11 protein-coding genes are annotated in these 17,806 nt (G+C 52.3%); 8 read left to right on the top strand and 3 right to left on the bottom strand.

Going from position 1 to position 17,806, the window contains the following annotated elements:
• Nucleotides 1-39 precede the first annotated feature (39 nt).
• The 3 genes from uvrA to AC0YNS_RS22485 form a co-directional block, all read right to left on the bottom strand.
• On the bottom strand, nt 40-2,544 hold the full coding sequence (gene uvrA, locus AC0YNS_RS22495) for an excinuclease ABC subunit UvrA (RefSeq protein WP_475783190.1): 2,505 nt from the start codon (nt 2,542-2,544) through the stop codon (nt 40-42).
• Nucleotides 2,545-3,067: 523 nt separating this feature from the next.
• Nucleotides 3,068-5,062: an exosporium glycoprotein BclB-related protein gene (locus AC0YNS_RS22490; RefSeq protein WP_475783189.1), complete on the bottom strand. Its 1,995-nt coding sequence runs from the start codon at nt 5,060-5,062 to the stop codon at nt 3,068-3,070.
• A 27-nt stretch (nt 5,063-5,089) separates the two neighbouring features.
• Nucleotides 5,090-5,434, bottom strand: coding sequence for a hypothetical protein (locus tag AC0YNS_RS22485; protein ID WP_475783188.1), 345 nt, complete (start codon nt 5,432-5,434; stop codon nt 5,090-5,092).
• 341 nt (nt 5,435-5,775) lie between these two features.
• Between AC0YNS_RS22485 and AC0YNS_RS22480 the strand changes: the two genes are divergently transcribed.
• From AC0YNS_RS22480 to AC0YNS_RS22445, 8 genes are all read left to right on the top strand, one after another.
• Nucleotides 5,776-7,572: a galactose-binding domain-containing protein gene (locus AC0YNS_RS22480; RefSeq protein WP_475783187.1), complete on the top strand. Its 1,797-nt coding sequence runs from the start codon at nt 5,776-5,778 to the stop codon at nt 7,570-7,572.
• Nucleotides 7,573-7,660: 88 nt separating this feature from the next.
• Nucleotides 7,661-9,223, top strand: a complete 1,563-nt coding sequence (gene nagZ, locus AC0YNS_RS22475) for a beta-N-acetylhexosaminidase (protein ID WP_475783186.1) — start codon at nt 7,661-7,663, stop codon at nt 9,221-9,223.
• Between the two features lie 263 nt (nt 9,224-9,486).
• Nucleotides 9,487-10,350 carry an ABC transporter permease gene (locus AC0YNS_RS22470; RefSeq protein ID WP_475783328.1) on the top strand — a complete coding sequence of 288 codons (864 nt, stop codon included), beginning with the start codon at nt 9,487-9,489 and terminating at the stop codon, nt 10,348-10,350.
• Nucleotides 10,351-10,381: 31 nt separating this feature from the next.
• Complete coding sequence (locus AC0YNS_RS22465) at nt 10,382-11,275, top strand: carbohydrate ABC transporter permease (protein WP_475783185.1); 894 nt, start codon at nt 10,382-10,384, stop codon at nt 11,273-11,275.
• Nucleotides 11,276-11,345: 70 nt separating this feature from the next.
• The gene (locus tag AC0YNS_RS22460; protein ID WP_475783184.1) at nt 11,346-13,031 is read left to right on the top strand and encodes a type 2 periplasmic-binding domain-containing protein; all 1,686 of its coding nucleotides are present in this window, start codon (nt 11,346-11,348) and stop codon (nt 13,029-13,031) included.
• A 74-nt stretch (nt 13,032-13,105) separates the two neighbouring features.
• Nucleotides 13,106-14,614 (top strand): response regulator, encoded by a 1,509-nt coding sequence (locus tag AC0YNS_RS22455; protein ID WP_475783183.1) that lies wholly within the window; start codon nt 13,106-13,108, stop codon nt 14,612-14,614.
• Between the two features lie 9 nt (nt 14,615-14,623).
• Nucleotides 14,624-16,393: a sensor histidine kinase gene (locus tag AC0YNS_RS22450; RefSeq protein ID WP_475783182.1), complete on the top strand. Its 1,770-nt coding sequence runs from the start codon at nt 14,624-14,626 to the stop codon at nt 16,391-16,393.
• 31 nt (nt 16,394-16,424) lie between these two features.
• Complete coding sequence (locus tag AC0YNS_RS22445; protein ID WP_475783181.1) at nt 16,425-17,747, top strand: ROK family transcriptional regulator; 1,323 nt, start codon at nt 16,425-16,427, stop codon at nt 17,745-17,747.
• The last annotated feature ends 59 nt before the right edge of the window (nt 17,748-17,806 follow it).

Below are 17,806 nucleotides of genomic sequence, written 5' to 3'. Positions count from 1 at the left end.
CTCCTCAATGAGGGGCGAAGCGGCTTTTCGTTATGCAGCTTATAGTGCTTCTCGCAAGTATCTGCCCGTATGCGATTGGCGCACCTGTGCGACTTGTTCGGGTGTACCTTCCGCCATAACGGTACCGCCGAGCTCGCCGCCTTCCGGACCGATATCGACGATCCAGTCGGACTCGCGAATCAGCTCCATATTGTGCTCGACGACGATGACCGTATTCCCGGCGTCGACCAGCTTGTCGAGCAGCACAGTCAGCTGCTTTACGTCAGCCGGATGCAGGCCGGTTGTCGGCTCATCGAGCAGGTAGAGCGTGTGTTTCTTCGTGCGTTTGCCGAGCTCTTTGGCAAGTCGAAGCCGCTGGCCTTCGCCGCCGGATAATGTGCGAACGGATTGACCCCAGTGCAGGTAGCCGAGGCCGACTTCGCACAGCAGGCTGATGGTATCGGCCATTTTGGGTGCGCCTTCGAAGACGGCCAGACTTTCTTGAACCGTCAGATCCAGCAGATCCGAGATGGAATAGCCTTCATAGGTGACGCGCAGCACTTCCTCTTGGAATCGGCGGCCTTTGCAAGCCGGGCAGCGAACCTCGATGTCCGGCAGGAAATGCATATCCACTGTAATGACCCCAAGCCCTTGGCAGTTCTCGCACCGTCCGCCCGGGGTGTTAAAGGAGAAGTGCTTCGACGTCAGCTTCAGCTTCTTGGCTTCCGGCAGTCCGGCATATAGATTGCGCATCGCCGTAAACATATCGGTATAAGTCGCCACATTGGAGCGCTGCATCCGTCCTACAGGGGACTGATCCACGGTAATCCAGTTCCCGACTTCCTCGGTGCCTTCGAGACCGTCACAGCCTTCTGGTCTTAAGTTATCGTTTGCTCCTTCAGCCAGCAAGTCGAAGAGCAGGGTGGACTTGCCTGATCCGGACACGCCCGTTACCGATACGAGGCAGCCGAGCGGGAATGATACCGTCACATTCTTCAAATTGCGGGCATGCGCATTGCGTACTGTGAGCTTATGACCATTGCCTGGGCGGCGTGTGTGCGTAAGCTTGAAATGCGCTTCGTCGCGCAGATAAGCGCCGGTTACCGATTCCTCAGCGGCCATTAAATCTTCAAGTGAGCCCTCGCCCACGACCCGCCCGCCTGTGCTCCCGGCACCCGGCCCCATGTCGATGACATGATCGGCCGCTCGCATCATCTCCACATCATGCTCGATGACGAGTACGGTGTTGCCGAGATCACGAAGCTGCTTCAACACTTGAATCAAGCCATCCGTGTCCCGCGGATGCAAGCCGGCAGTTGGCTCATCAAGAATGTACAGGACGCCTGTCAGTCCTGAACCGAGCAGGGAAGCTAGCCGAAGCCGCTGTGCTTCACCGCCGGATAGCGTGATGGATTGTCGGTTGAATGACAAATAGCCGAGCCCAACATCCAGAATCCGCTTCAAACGGGATGGAATTTCGTCGGATACGATCGTCTCCAGCATTTCAAGACTGTCAGGGGACAGCTCGCTAGAGAGACGGCCTACCCAGTCATAGACATGGCCGAGCGGCCAATCGGATATTTCGTGAATGGCGCCGCCGCCAACTTTCACGGAACGGGCGAGCTCATTCAGCTTCGCGCCGTGGCAGTCCGGGCATACCTGTTGATGGAAGAAAGAAGCTGCGTTCATACCACCCTCTGCGTCGGGCCCTTTCTCCTTAAAGCGTCGCCAAATGCCGGTAAGAATGCCCTCGAATTTGCCGGCGTTCACTTTCTTCGGCGGCTTCATGTCCGGATAATGCCGCATAAACGGCTCGCTCTCCACACCATAATAGAGCAGGTCGCGCTGTATTTCGTTGTAATCCTTGAGCGGAAGATCCGGATCGAAGTGGAAGCCGTAATACTCGCCCGCTGCCTTCAAGATGACGGTATAGTAATCGATCATCATCTCGAATAGGGAAGGGACGCCGCCTCCACGCAGGCTTTTCTCCTCATCGAACACGGCCTCCATGCGCAGCGTCGAAACCATGCCAAGGCCGGAGCAGCTCGCACATGCGCCTTGCGGTTGGTTAAATGAGAAATGCGACATGGTCAGCCGCTCGACAGCTGTATGGCATTTTGGACAATTGACCCATTCTTGGCGGTCATCGTCGTCTTCAGTTCCTATATGTGCCGTGGTTGCCGGTCCGGGAGGGATACTTTCGCCACAGGAGGGACATGAACGATGCCCTGCGCGTGAGAAAATCGCCCGCAAATACGTATAAATGTCCGTTACGGTTCCTACCGTGGAGCGAGGATTGCGGTTCGTGACATGCTGTCCGACGCTGATCGAAGGGGACAAGCCGATGATGGCGCCAACCTTCGGCTTATTGATGGAGTCAGAGACCATCCCCATCGATTCCATGTATTGACGTTGGCATTCTCGCTGCAGCGTATCCATCGCAAGTGTCGACTTGCCGGAGCCGGATGGCCCTGTCAGAACAACGAGCTTGTACTTCGGTATGCGAAGTGAAACATGCTTCAAATTGTTCTCATATGCATCCTTAATTTCAATCCAATCGTTCACCGATAATTTCCTCCCTAATGAAGAGCGATAACCTTATTATATAACATTCGTGCAAATGATAAGGTTGTTTGGATTTAATGTCGATGATAGCAAGGGCATTGATTATAAACCTTGTCATGGTGCATTAATCTTCAGTTAGAGGCTTTGCTGAAGAAATAAGGCCCTCCTGCAGAGGAGGGCCTCAAGAGAAACTTAATTTGATTTGTCTTCCGCTCGATAGATGATCCCCCTGTCAGAGCGAGGGGCAGTGTTCTAACGGTTGCCACATTGCTTATTTGGTCTTTTCTGGCTTTGAATTTTATCTAACGGTTATTATGGAGCTTATTTATCCTATTACGGGCGGAAACCATGCCTAAATCGTGAAATAGCTTCTCTGGCAACCGTTAGAAATTCAGAATGTCGAAAAAGTGGACATTAGGCGCACTGGCAACCGTTAGACTTCGGGGGAGCGAGATTCTCGACAGACAGAAGGCCCTCCATGAAGGAGGGCCTTTGAATAGATGGCAGTAGATTGGTAGCTCTATTAAGAGAGTGCTACTCCTGCGCTTGCATAACCGGCAACAACTGTTGCAATATCTAAGCCGGCTGTAACCGTTGCGCTGAATACCATTAACAGACGGGTACCTGCTGTTACAGGAACGCTGAGTCCTGTTGTAATTCCGCTGCTGATCGTACCCAGAGCCAGAACACCAGCCAGAGAAGGAGCTAATGTTACGGTTGCTCCAGGAATCGCAGTGAAGTCATTGTCAGGTGTAGTAGACTGGAACAATCGGGCTGTAATCGTTACAGTAGAACCAACCAGAGTTAATGCAGCCGTTGTGCTGAAGTATGCAGCCATGGAAGTGAGGGTTGCTGCGCGAGGAACCGAGAATGCTTCGTTTAGTAAGAGGCCAGCTGCTCCGGTAATATCGATAGTTCCACCTGTGATGGTTACTCCTGCTGCATTGGTTCCAAAGCCAACCAGACTTGAAGTGTTTAAAACCCCGCCAAGTACTGTTGTTAAAGAGGTAGGCAAACCTGAAGCGAATGGGATGATCGCACCGCTTCCGGTAGCTCCGGTTGCACCTGTAGTACCTGTAATACCAGTCGCACCGGTAGCACCAGCACCGGTAGCGCCAGTAGCACCAGCGGCACCAGGGGTACCAGGATCACCGGTCGCACCCGTAGCGCCAGCTGTACCAGGAGTACCAGTCGCGCCAGTAGCACCAGCGGCACCGGGAGTACCAGGATCACCGGTCGCACCCGTAGCGCCCGTAGCGCCAGCTGTACCAGGAGTACCAGTCGCGCCAGTAGCACCAGCGGCACCAGGGGTACCAGGATCACCGGTCGCACCCGTAGCGCCAGTAGCGCCAGCTGTACCAGGAGTACCAGTCGCGCCAGAAGCACCAGCGGCACCAGGAGTACCAGGATCGCCAGTCGCACCGGTCGCACCGGCAGCGCCAGGAGTACCAGGATCGCCTGTCGCACCAGTAGCTCCGGCAGCACCAGGCGTACCAGGCTCACCGGTCGCACCCGTAGTACCAGCGGCACCAGGAGTACCAGGCTCACCGGTGGCACCCGTAGCGCCAGTAGCACCAGTAGCACCGGCAGCGCCAGGAGTACCAGGATCGCCTGTCGCACCAGTAGCACCAGTAGCTCCGGCAGCACCAGGCGTACCAGGCTCACCATCCGCCCCAGGATCGCCAGTAGCACCAGTAGCTCCGGCAGCACCAGGAGTACCAGGATCACCGGTCGCACCGGTCGCACCCGTAGCACCAGCGGCGCCAGGCGTACCAGGCTCACCATCCGCCCCAGGATCGCCAGTAGCACCAGTAGCTCCGGTAGCGCCAGGAGTACCAGGCTCACCATCCGCACCAGGATCGCCAGTAGCGCCGGTTGGACCTGTAGGACCACCGGGCTCACCAGGCGTTCCAGTTGCTCCGGTCGCACCGGGCTCACCAGTAGCACCGGCAGCGCCAGGCGTACCAGGGTTACCGGTCGCACCAGTAGCACCGGCAGCCCCGGGTGTACCAGGGTTACCGGTCGCACCAGTAGCACCAGCAGCCCCAGGTGTACCAGGGGCCCCCGTTGCCCCAGCGGAACCAGCAGCGCCAGGCGTACCAGTCGCGCCGGTAGGTCCGGTAGCACCGGTCGCGCCAGTGGCGCCGATAGCTCCACCGACGTCACTCAACAATTCACTGGCAACAATCCGATGGGAGGCAACCAGTTCACCATCAAGATCTTTACCCCAAACTGAAATTTGAGCCGACGATGCTCCGGCACCTGAGGCGTCGAAGATAAATTCAAATGCATCCAGATTGGCAAAATAGGTCTTAGTAATAACTTGATTAGGGTAAACGACAAACAATTCTTCGACATACAGCGATCTCAGAGTGCCTACATAATAGCCCGTAAGATAAAGGATATACGAGTCAGTAGAATGACTGTTATCGATTTTGATCGTTACGGTTTGTGTAGGTCTAGCTCCGATTTCTGCGGCAATACTATTTTCAATCGGTCCAGTTGAGAAAATAGGCAATTTATTAATTCCTCCTTATTGATTTGATTAAGATTCCGCCGCGATAAAGCGCTGGGTGTCAACTAAACGGCCAGTGCCTGTTTTACCCCAAGCAGATACCGCGGTTTGATCGGCTCCTGCACCTCCGATAATGAATTGATACTCGTAGGCGTCAAAGTCGGCATAATACACTTTCATAAACGTTTGATTGGGTAACAGGCTAACCAGTTCGTAGACATACATAGTGCGATCCCCGTTCAAGTAAAACCCTTGAATAAGGACCGTGGACATATGAAGTAAATCCCGGTTAACCATCCGTACCACCATTTGCTGAACACGGCCGATTGCGCCTACAGCGTGATTAGCGACGGGGCCGGTTGACAGGAAGGACATTGGTTCTCCCCCTCTCGATTTAGGGTAGTAAAACCTTGGTAAACTAGTTCGTACCAACAGAGGCTGCTAGACGAGGAACCTGAAGCAATGGACAACTTTTCTGGCTCTATTAATAGTAGTATTCAATAGTATCCCAACCGTGTGGATAAAAGTAATTAAACCAGTAAAAATATGTAAATTTAGGCATATAAATCCCGATTTAAAAAGAAACGGAGGCCAGTAAAGTGACCGTTGACGCGGCATCCAATCGTAACCTATAATTAATAAATCCAATGGAATAATTATATGTAGCCATCTCTGTGATACTAGCTGCTTCACTAATTCGTTAGGGGGGTTTACTTATGTCCAAGATTCTCAGGCAACGAAAGCCGGCTATTCTTCTCATCCTCATTTCGCTTCTCGCTACTCTTTTTCCCACCATCAGCTTTGCCGCAACCAATCTCGCACTAAACAAGACCACCACCACTTCGTCCGTCTGGGCAACCGGTTACGGAGGCGCCAAAGCCGTAGACGGTAACGGCACAGCCACCAGCTGGGCAAGCGCGGAATCTGAAGCAACCTCATGGATTTACGTCAATTTAGGCTCCCTGCAGACAATCGACAATGTTGTAATCAAATGGCCGCAATACACGTATGCGTCAGCCTTCAAGATTCAAACCTCCACAGATGCTTCAAACTGGGTAGATAAATACACGACAACAAGCGGAGCAGGGGGGACGACGACTGCGAATTTCACAGCAGCCAGCGCGCAATATGTTCGGGTGTATATGACAGGCAAAGCCGACATCTACTACGAAATCTTTGAGCTGGAAGTATACAATAACGGCGGCGGTGGAGGCGGAGATACGACGGCACCGACTGCTCCTACAGGACTGACCTCCCCTTCACAAACGGCAACAAGTGTGAATCTTTCTTGGACAGCATCGACCGATAATGTAGCGGTAACAAGCTACGACGTGTACAAGAACGGTGCGAACCCGGTGAACGTAACAGGGACATCCGCTACAATTAGCGGCTTGACGGCAAGCACATCGTACACGTTTACAGTGAAAGCGAAGGATGCTGCAGGCAATGCCTCTGCCGCAAGCTCATCGCTCCCTGTTACAACAGCCGCATCAGGCGGTGGCGGGTGCTCCTTAAACTGTCATGTAAACAATGCTACCTTTCTAAACTCGGATTGGTTCGCTTCGGCGCAGAGCGCGGCGAACATCGCGACCTACGTCAACGAGCTCGCGGCCAAGAAGATTAAATACCAATTTGCCGATATCGGCGTGCTTGTCGATTCCGCTACCTCAACGAACGGCACTTTACCAGCGGCAGGTTATACAGGTTTAGCCACATGGATGAAGAACTCCAGACTGACCGATCCGAACCAATTGATTATTATTGACCTCAACTATGGCAGCCGGTTTACAAGAGTCAGCGGAACGAAGGTCGGTAATCCAAACTTCGGCAATGCGACGTTTAATACGAACGTCAACGCCATTATCAATACGCTCGTTAATGTCGGCGTACAAGTGGGCGGAACAGGTCCTTTCTACAAAGCGGACGGCGTTCATTTGGATATTGAAGGCTTCATGACGAATGACACAACTTTGTTGAATACACTGCAATATTTGCGTAATAACGCACTGGCTTCCAACAACAATTTCTCCATCTCAACGCCTGCAGATCCGCCTTACAGCGGCGTGAGCAGCTATCAGTGGAGCAATGCGTATATCGGTCAAGTAGCCGCTATCGTCAACATGATGAACCCAATGATCTATGATGCGATGGGCTGGGGCTCGGACATTACGACCGCCAACTCGTATAAGACGCTGTGGACGAACGAACTTACAAGATACAGCAACGCAATCGGCAATACCGGACCGGGCGGCGTTCGCAGCCAGCTGGTACCAACCCTGCCTTCGTATGAGCTGAAATCAGCAGATGGCACGGTATATCATGACCCGGCCGTGGAGAGCTTGCAGAAAGCAGCCGAAGGTTTAAATGCGGCTATTGCAGGTGGGGCCAATGTGTACGGAGCGGGCATTTTCTGGTGGAGCAACTTTATTGGACGCAATGCCGGCGTGTACGGCTCCTCGTTCTTTACACCGGATCAGACGAATTGGATGAATTTATGGGTTAATCATTCCTAAAGGCAAGGGATACAACGCAATCCCGATCCATGACTGACGTGGGTCGGGATTTTTCTATAGCGTTACAACCACGAGGGGGCAATTGCCAATGATCGTATTTAATGAGGATAAGGTGCAAACGATGCTGGAGAAACTCAGTTTGAAGCAAAAGGTTGCGCTAATGTGTGTAACAGGCGTGCCGGGACAACAAGTAACCGAGCAGGATCGAGGAAGAATCGGCCAAACCGAGGTAGGCGGGCTTGGCCTATTCCCGCACAACATCAGCTCTGAATCGCAGCTCAAGCAGCTTGTGACGGATATTCAAGCCGTATCAACGAGGAATGGTCTGCCCTATCCGGCGTTGCTGTCGATCGATGAGGAAGGCGGGAGCCTATCCAACTTGACCGACTTCTACGTTTCGGTGCCAGGCAATCGGGCGATTGGGCTGGCGGAGGATGCGGGCCTCGCTTATCTGACCGGTAAAGTAATCGGCAGCCAGCTGTTTCACCTAGGCATTGGCATGGACTGGGCGCCGGTGCTTGATGTGAACACCAATCCGCTTAATCCGGTCATCGGTGTCCGTTCCTTCCATGAGAATGCCGCAATTGCGGCAGCCTACGGGCAGGCTTTTATCTTGGGTATGCACCGCTCGGGCGTTGCTGCTACCGCCAAGCATTTTCCCGGACACGGCGATGTTGCCGTCGATTCGCATAAGGCGCTGCCTACATGCAGCCTAACACTGGACCAGCTGCACCGAGAGGCGCTTGTTCCGTTCAAGGCGGCAATCGAGGCAGACGTAGACGCGATTATGGTGGCGCATGTCGTCTTTGATCAAATTGCCGAAGCAGGTGGGCTGCCGGCCTCGCTGTCGCGTTATTTTGTGACGGAGCTGCTTCGAGGTGAGCTTGGTTATCAGGGTGTCATTTGTACGGACGACATTGAAATGCACGCAATTGGACTGTACTTTAGCCCTGAACAAGCAGGGGTTCTTGCCGTGCAAGCCGGCAATGATCAGGTTCTGATGTGCCACACGCCGGAATTTCAAGATCGCGTAATGGCAGGTATTATAGCGGCTGTAGAGCAGGGTGATATCCCTATGCAGCAAATAGATACGTCAGTCAGCCGGGTGCTCGCGCTCAAGCTGCGCATGGCATCTTATAGACGTCATGCGGCTCCGCTGACTTTGCGGGAAGCTGAAATGACCGCACTTCATATCGCGACCTCCGCCATAGTCACCACGAGAGATGCTGCAGGGCTGCTCCCGCTGTCGCACAATACTACCTATCTGCTCATTATGCCAAGGCAGCGCAAGCTGACTCAGGCCGACAGCACCGAAGGCAAGGAAATTGCTCTGGCAAGCGGCTTGGCGGAACAAGGCTATAACACGGTCACGGCCTATATTTCGCAGCAGCCAACAGCGGACGAGATAGCCGCGATTATGGAATTGCTTCCTTCTGTGGACGTCGTCATCCAGTGCACCATTAACGCTCATATGTTCAAGGAACAATTGAAGCTGGCAGAGCTATGTGCCAATTCGAAGCCGCATCTCTGTCTGATTCTAAGAAACCCATACGATGCAGCCGAGCTTCCTGCAAGCAGCAGCGTCGTGTCGATCTGCTCGACATCAGAGATCAGTATGCGGGCGTTCATCGAGCTTCACATATCTATATAGTTTATTAATCCACTGGAATAATGAATTGGAAAAAGGCGTTGAATCGCAGACTCTTTTCGTTGATGAAGGGAGTATTTCGGTGCACCGAATCACCTTATCATGAAGATACAAGAGAAACGAGATAGAAGGTGATTCCGGTGCAGAGTAAATCGTCGACAGAGAATCCGAATATCAGCCGCTTCGCCGCACAACCGAGTGCCCGTGCAGAACGGCCGCGCAAGAGCAAGCTGGTCCTGTTTGGCCGTCAGTGGGATTTGCAGCTTATGGTCCTTCCGGCGCTGATTTTCTTATTCGTATTCAGCTACATTCCGCTTTACGGCTTGTTATCGGCTTTCCAAGATTACGATATGTTCAAGGGTTTCTTCGCCAGTCCGTGGGTTGGCTTCAAGCACTTCCGCATCTTCTTCGAATCGCCTGAGTTCGGCGAGGTACTCTCCAATACGATCTGGATCAGCGTGCTGAAGCTGCTCGTCTGCTTCCCGGCTCCAATCATACTGGCCCTTATGCTGAATGAAGTGAAGAACATGTACTTCAAGCGAATCGTGCAAACGATCAGCTACCTGCCGCATTTCTTCTCCTGGGTTATCGTGGCGGGTTTCGTCAGCTCCATGCTGGCCGTCGATAACGGAAGCCTGAATATGGCGCTTGAGAAACTGAACCTCATCGATGAGCCGATCAATTTCCTCTCGCTGCCGGAATACTTCTGGACGATCTTAATCAGCGCGAACGTTTGGAAAGAGATCGGGTTTGCTTCCATTGTCTACTTAGCTGCAATCGCAGGTGTAGATCCAACGCTCTATGAAGCAGCCGCAATGGACGGCGCGAGCAGGTTCAAGCAAGTGTTTCTGGTCACGCTGCCGAGCATTCGACCGATCATTATTATTTTCATGATCCTGGCAGTAGGGAACATCCTCAATGCCGGTTTCGAAGATATATTGCTGCTTGCCATCAGCCCTACACTGGCCGAAGTAGCAAACGTCGTAGACACCTATGTGTACCGAGTCGGTTTCAAGAATTCCAGATACTCTTACGCAACGGCGGTCGGCCTGCTCAAGTCCGTCATCAACCTTGGCCTGCTCATCGCAGCCAACGCAATCGCCAGAAGGAAGGGCTCAAGCCTATGGTAATTCACACATCACGCAGAGGAGGCCGGAGGCTATGAAACGCAGTACCGGAGATAAAATCTTTCACACCCTCGTCTACACACTGCTAGTCCTGCTGGCTTTCGTATGCTTCTATCCCTTCTGGAACTCGATTGTCATCTCGTTTAACCTGGGCTCCGACACGGAGCTCGGAGGCATCACCTTCTGGCCGCGCAGCTTCACGCTGCAGAACTACTCGATCGTCTTCCAAGACGGACGGCTGCTGGATGCCTTTTACATCTCCGTACTGCGGACATTAATTGGAACCTTAGTCGCGATTCTCTGTACGGCGATCTTCTCCTTCGGGATGTCGCGGAAGAATCTTATCGGCCGCAAAGCATACATGCTCTTCTGCGTATTCACTATGTACTTCAGCGGCGGATTGATTCCGACTTACATGCTGATCCGCAACATGCACTTACTGGATTCCTTCTGGGTGCTCGTTATCCCAGGCATCATAAACGTGTGGAATATGATTGTGTTCATCTCCTTCTTCAAGGACCTGCCTGATGGCCTAGAAGAATCCGCCCGTATGGACGGGTGCAGCAACTTCGGTGTGTTATTCCGAATCGTACTTCCATTATCCGGCCCCATCATCGCGACGCTCTCCTTGTTTACGGCCGTCTCGCTTTGGAACGACTGGTTCTATGCCGGTCTGTACATCACGAAGACCGAGCTGCTGCCGATTCAGGCGCTGCTCCAGCAAATTCTTAACTCCAACATCATGACGACTGAGCTTCTTAACTTGAACTCGGCTGCGCAAGATCGCATTGCGGCGATGCAGTCCATCACAACGAAGTCGTTATCGATGGCCACGATGATTGTAGCTGTACTGCCGATCATGTTTACGTATCCGTTCGTACAGAAGTATTTTGTAAAAGGCGTGCTTGTCGGTTCGTTGAAAGGCTAGGGTAAGCGAGATTTGTTACAGCGGTTTTACGCGAAATAGCTTAATATAACAAGTACATGGAGGGTTATCGATGAAGAGAAAAAGAATCGCCACATCGCTTGGAGTTATGCTGCTTAGTACATCCATGTTAATGGCCGGATGCGCCTCAAAGTCAGAAACGAACAACAACAACGATTCAACAGCTGCAGCAACAAACACCAATAATCAGGCGGAAGCGACGACGAATACACCTGAAGCTGTACCTGCATTTGAGTTTGGCGTAACCCCTGTTTCCTTCAGCTTCTATGGCAACTATGACTGGTACACACAGAACCCGTGGGGAGCCGATCCCGGCACGAAGTGGATTCAAGATAATAAGAAAGTAACGGTAACGGCTGTGCAAGCAGGCAGCTCGCCGGAAGTAAAGCTGAATGCCATGATTGCATCCGATGAACTGCCGGACGTCATCTGGGGTGAGCGCGACGCGAATGTCGAGAAGCTCAGAGCGGCAGGCAAGCTGGTTGCACTGGATCAATACGTAGATAAATACCCGAACTTGAAGAAATGGGCGGGCGATGCCACGCTGAACATGCTGAAGGCAGAAGACGGCCACCTGTATGTATTCCCGAACTGGTACGCCAACTCTGCACGCGGTAACGGTGGTTACATCGTCAATACCAAAATCTACACAGAGCTGGGTTCGCCGAAGCTCGAAACGTTCGATGATCTGTATGCTTACTTGAAGGTCGTGAAAGAGAAATATCCGAAGGTGATCCCGTTTGAAACGAGTATCGGCGCACAAGGTATTTATGAGCTGTACTCCGGTTTCGGAGAAGACCACCCGGTGCAATTCGTCAGCCAAATGGCAGTGCCGAACGCTAGCGGCGACAAGCTGGAGTCCATCTTCACGGATCCAACTTTCAAAGAAACGCTGCAATACGCAAGCAAACTCTTCCGTGAGAAGCTTGTTACTCAAGATGCTTTGACACAGAAAATCGAGCAAGTGCGCGAGAAAGTAACGACCGGCAAAGTAGCCGTAGCCGCTGCTTTTAACGTAACGGACTTGGGCGCAAGAGGTACGGTTGCCCTGAAGGCTGCTGACCCGAGCGCTGGATACACAATGATTTGGCCGCTGCAGAAGGGCGGATTGGATAAGAATAAGATTTTCGCAACGCAGTATGATTCGCTTGGCTGGAACGTCAACATGATTACTACATCTGCGAAAGATCCGGAAGGCATCTTCGCTTACCTCGACTGGCTGACAGGCGCTGAAGGACAACGCGTAGGCTTCTGGGGTCCTCCTGGTCTGTACTGGGATGGCGCTGACGAGACGGATGCACCGAAATTTACAGATAAATATGCAACGGATAAAGAAGGCTTGAGCAAAATGATGTCCACGATGGATTCCTTCAACTGGGCAGGGAACACAACGTTCATCGATCAAGCGAAATCGAAGCATGAATTGTCGCTGCCGGCTGATCAACAAGAGTGGGCAACGATCGCTCAGAACGCAGTAGCATGGAAAACAGCGTACAACATTACGCAGTTTGCTAACATGGATCCGGCTCCGACTTCGGAAGAAGGCGTTATTGCACAACGGATCAGCGATATCTTTACACGTGTGTTCGCCAAAGCGATCTTCGCGAAGGATGATGCAGAAGTGGAAGCAATGCTGAATACGGCGAGCGAAGAGGCGAATTCCGCGGGTTATGACAAGCTGCTTACGTTCAAAACAACGAAGTGGCAGGACAACCTGAAACGGATCAATGCAGAATAAATAACCATAGGTATCTATGCCAAGAGAAGGTATACTAAGTATACCTTTTCTTGGCATTATTTGGAGGTGATGACGTGTACAGTGTTCTGGTTGTAGATGATGAAACGATGGATTTGATCGGACTGCAGCAGCATATCGACTGGGACAAGCTTGGCATGAACGTCGTCGCCGCAATCAATAACAGCTTTAGTGCGCTTGAGTATATGAAGAACAACAAGGTAGATATTCTCGTCACGGATATCAACATGCCCATTATGTCGGGGCTCGAAATGGTTAGACAGATTATGGAGCAGAGACCGCAGCTTCGCGTCGTCTTTGTGAGCGGGTATTCCGAATTCCATTATGCGAAGCAGGCGATCTCGCTTAGTGCGGCCGGGTATGTGCTGAAGCCGGTCGATGATGATGAATTGTTCGAGGTGCTGCAAGGGGTCAAAGCCGAGCTCGACAGCGAGACGACTCGTTCCGATTGGCACAAGAGCGAGGCGGTTAATCAGCTGCTGAGCGGACATGATGCACGTACGGAGCTGACGCCTTCAGCCGGCTTATCCATCGGTATTATTGAGATGGACGATATGCATTGGAAGCTGCGGGCGGCAGGCGTGGAGAAGCAAACCACCGCCTTTGACAAACAGCTGCAGCAGCTTGCCGAGCTGTTAATGGAGATGAATCTGCCTTATTTCTGCAAAACCGATGAGAAACGAATGGTCGTCATTGTGGAAGGCACGCAGCCGCAAGAGCAGCTGAACCTTGTTATGCATGCAGTTAGCTCGAAGCTGAGCTGGTCGGTAACGGCAGGTCTTGGTACGCTTGTACGCGAGCTCCATCATATTCCGGAATCGTATCAATGCGCGAAGGACACAATTGCAAACAAAATGTTTTATGGCAAGGGCAAGGTTATTCCGTTCTCCGACATTAAACCTCAAACCGGCTTGAAGGCGAAGCAGCTCAGCGAAGTGTTGGATTCGCTCTTTACCGCCTTGATTCAATATCAGCTGGTGCGAGTTGACGAATGCGTCGAGGATTTGTGCGCCTTGGTAAAGACCTTCGACGATAAACATGCGGTATACGTGTACTTGCTTCATGTGATTTCCCAGCTTGATTTTCGACTGCGCACCGTCAATGAAGACTTGTACCAGATTCTCGGCCTCGGCTTCGATAAGCTCGATATCGTCTTTCAATTCGAGACGGTGGAGGATATTCAGTGGTGGCTCAGAAGTCGGCTGTTCCAGCTCTCAGAGACGCTCTATCAGCGGAAACAAAAGAAGAATCGGAAGCTGATTGAGGAAGTGGAGAAGTACATCATGGATCATGTTGAGGAAGAGCTGACGCTCAAGGATGTCGCGAACTACTTCTCCTTCTCGCCGAATTACTTGGGATATATGTTCAAAGAGGAAGCGGGCCTGAACTTCAGCGATTATGTCATTGCGAAGCGGATGGAGCGGGCAAGCGTGCTGCTTCAAGTGCCCAGCACGAAGGTGTACGAGGTGGCGAACCGCTTGGGGTACAAGAAGCTGAGCAGCTTTAACCGCCAGTTCAAGGATCAATTCGGCTTGACGCCAAGCGATTATCGAAAACAAGGATGAGTGACTCACATGGGGCCAGGCGCGCAGCATTCGAAATACCTTTCTGTCGGGAAGAAGCTGTTTCTCTCTTATTTGATTCTGCTCCTCCTACCTGTTCTGGCAATCGGCTACTATGCGTATACGTCTTCCGTTCGTTCAGGTGAGGAGCAGACGAGCGCGGCCGTCAGCGGCACGCTCAGTCAAATTCATGATAATATCGCCTATCGGATGGAGGATATCAAGCATATCTCCGACGAGCTGTACCTCGACCAAACGATGCAAAATAATTTGAGCAAATACGAGGAAGGCTACTATAGCTATGAAAATATGTCACGCTACTTGCAGCCGAAGCTGACGAATATGCTCAGCTCTATGGTCAACAATGTGTGGCTCGACATTTATACCGATAATCCGACCGTGCCAGAGGTGTTCTTCGCCAGAGGAAGCGAAGTTGATCCGCTGTCTGCGGGGCGCGATTTTGAAATTATGCATATGGATCGTTTGAGAGTGCAGGAATGGTATAAACAGCTCGACTTCCCGCAAGAGATTTATGGGCAGACCTTCGTCTGGCGGCAGGTGGATAACGACGCTCGTTTCGGTAACATCTCGCTGATGCGCCGATTGATTAATTTCGATGAGGGCAGCAAGCAGTTCGGGTTTATGCGGATTGTCACGAAGATCAGCGATCTGCTTCAGGCTGTCGATTACCGTAAAATTACGGACAATAGCGTGCTGGTCGTGTCGGATTGGGACGGGAAGACGCTGTTTACCTCCGCGCCATCCTCGCTTGCAGCGAATTGGGACAGCGAAGCCGCGGGGAACGACTATTTTGTCATGACGAGGCCGGTTGCAGGACTGAATTGGAAGCTGTCTGCCTATATTCCCCGGAGCTATCTGAAGGAGAATGCGGTCTCCGTCCGGAATGTGTATATTATGATGTGCATTATGGTGGTGACTGTTCTTATCCTCATCAGTGCGCTGTTCTCGCGCTATTTTATCCGCAAAATGACGAAAATTATCGCGGCCATCGACTCGTTCCGCGAAGGGGATTTCTCCAAACGCATTCATTTCAAGAGCCGCGACGAATTCGCCCAAATCGGCGATGCGTTTAACAATATGGGTCGGAATATGGAAGAGATGATTCAGAACCTGTATGTGGCGAATCTTCAGAAGAAGGAAGCGGAGCTGGAGTTTCTCCAGGCCCAGATCAATCCGCATTTCTTATATAACACGCTGTCCTCGATTAGCCGCTTGGCTAAATTCGGGCAGAACGATAAGCTGCAGAAGACGGTGTTCGGACTTGCGAAGTTTTATCGGTTGTCGCTGAACGACGGGAGAATTCTCACCTCGATTACGAATGAGGTTGAGCACTGCAAGGTGTACACCGAGCTGCAGCAGGCCAAATACGAGAATCGACTGCGCGTCTATTACGAGATTGACCCGGAAGTATTGACTTATACGACCGTTAAGCTGGTCCTGCAGCCTTTTATCGAGAATACGCTGAAGCATGCCTGGTATGGCGATCAGATTAACATCCGGATTACGGCGCAGAAGGAAGAGCAGCATATCGCGTTTCGGATCATTGACGACGGGGTCGGCATCAGGCAAGACCTGCTGGAGCAAATCATGAATCCGCGGGGCGTGCAGGTGGGGTATGGCATTCGCAATGTCGATTCGCGCATTAAGCTGCAATTCGGCGATGCGTATGGGGTTTCGCTCTACAGTCGTCCGGGAGTTGGAACCACGGTCACGATTCGAATCCCATTCTATCAGGATCCGGCGAATACGCTCGGAGCGTAAGTTTATCACACGAACAGAAGGAGCAGCCGTCATGAAGCCGATCAAAGGAGACCTCCAAACGATGAAGGAGATGAATCGCGCCGCGATTCTTCGTCTGTTTCATCGGAAAGGAACGTTAACCCGCGTAGAGATCGCGAAGCTAGCCCATTTGACACCGACAACCGTATCTTCACAGGTCGATGAATTGATTCGCGAAGGATTCATTGACGAGCTGGGGAAAACCGATAAGACCACCGTCGGGCGCAAAGCGGTACAGCTCGAAATTACGCGAAGTAAAGGATACGTCATCGTAATCGGCCTTGGCGGTCAGACCTTTACCTGTGCGCTCGTAAATTTCCACGGCGAGATTATCCATGTTGACGTGGTGCCGAGCGTGCAAGGAAATGATGCTGTGAGGCGCTATCTGAGTGAGGCAATCCCTCGGTTGATGAAGCAGGCCGGCATTGCCGAGCTTGCGCGGATCAAGGGCATTAGCATCGTGTCGCCCGGCATTATCGACGAGCAAAGCGGGACAATCAAGCTCTCGCGCGGCTTGCAGCTAAGTGAGTTCTCGGTGCAGGCCCATCTGGCTGATGCCTATGATTGTGTCATTGAAGTGGTCAATGATATGAACGCCTCGGTCTTCGCGGAGTATTATTATGGCCTGAACGCCACGTATCGCAATGTCATTTACGTGTCCGTGGAGGAAGGGATAGGCGCCGGTATTATCATTAATGAGCAGATTTATGCCGGCTCTAACGGTGCCGCGGGCGAAATCGGCCATACAATCGTCGATTCGGGCGGCATGCTATGCAAATGCGGCAATCGGGGCTGCATCGAAACGGTCCTGACTATGCCGTATATACTGCAGCGTGCGCAGATAGCTGCGAGGGAGGCAGCGGTTGCTGCGGGCGTAAGTGCAGGCGCAAGTGCAGGTGCAGGTGTAAGTGCAGGTGTAAGTGCAGGTGTAAGTGCAGATGCAAGTGCAGGTGCAAGTGCAAGTGCAGATGCAGGCGCCAATGTTGACGCTGTTTTGCCGCAGCATTTCGATGAAGTGCTGGCGTTGTATGAGCAAGGCGCAGAGTGGCTCCAGCCGATGATGCAGCAGGCGGCGCAAGTCATGAGCCAGCTGATGGCAACGATTTATAATTTCATGAGTCCGGAAATATTAATTATCGGCGGCTGGCCGAGCCGCTCGGATACCTTCATGCAGGAAGTAAAGCGGCGCCTCGACGCCTTCCCGTTCCCGACGGAGACGGGGAGCTCCCGTTTTGTATTCAAGAGCGTCGAGCAGCATCAAATTCTCGCGGGTGCGGCGACTTGGCTGCTCCAGGACCTATTCGGCGGCGTCCATTTCTCGCAGCGGTACAGCTAATGTAAACCCAGATCCACCGCTTCGGCAGCTGAGAGTATCAAAAACGAACTCTCAGCACC

Source organism: Paenibacillus sp. J22FR21, from assembly GCF_056269135.1.
Note: the sequence above shows the minus strand (reverse complement) of the source record. Positions and strands in the feature narration are given on the sequence as shown.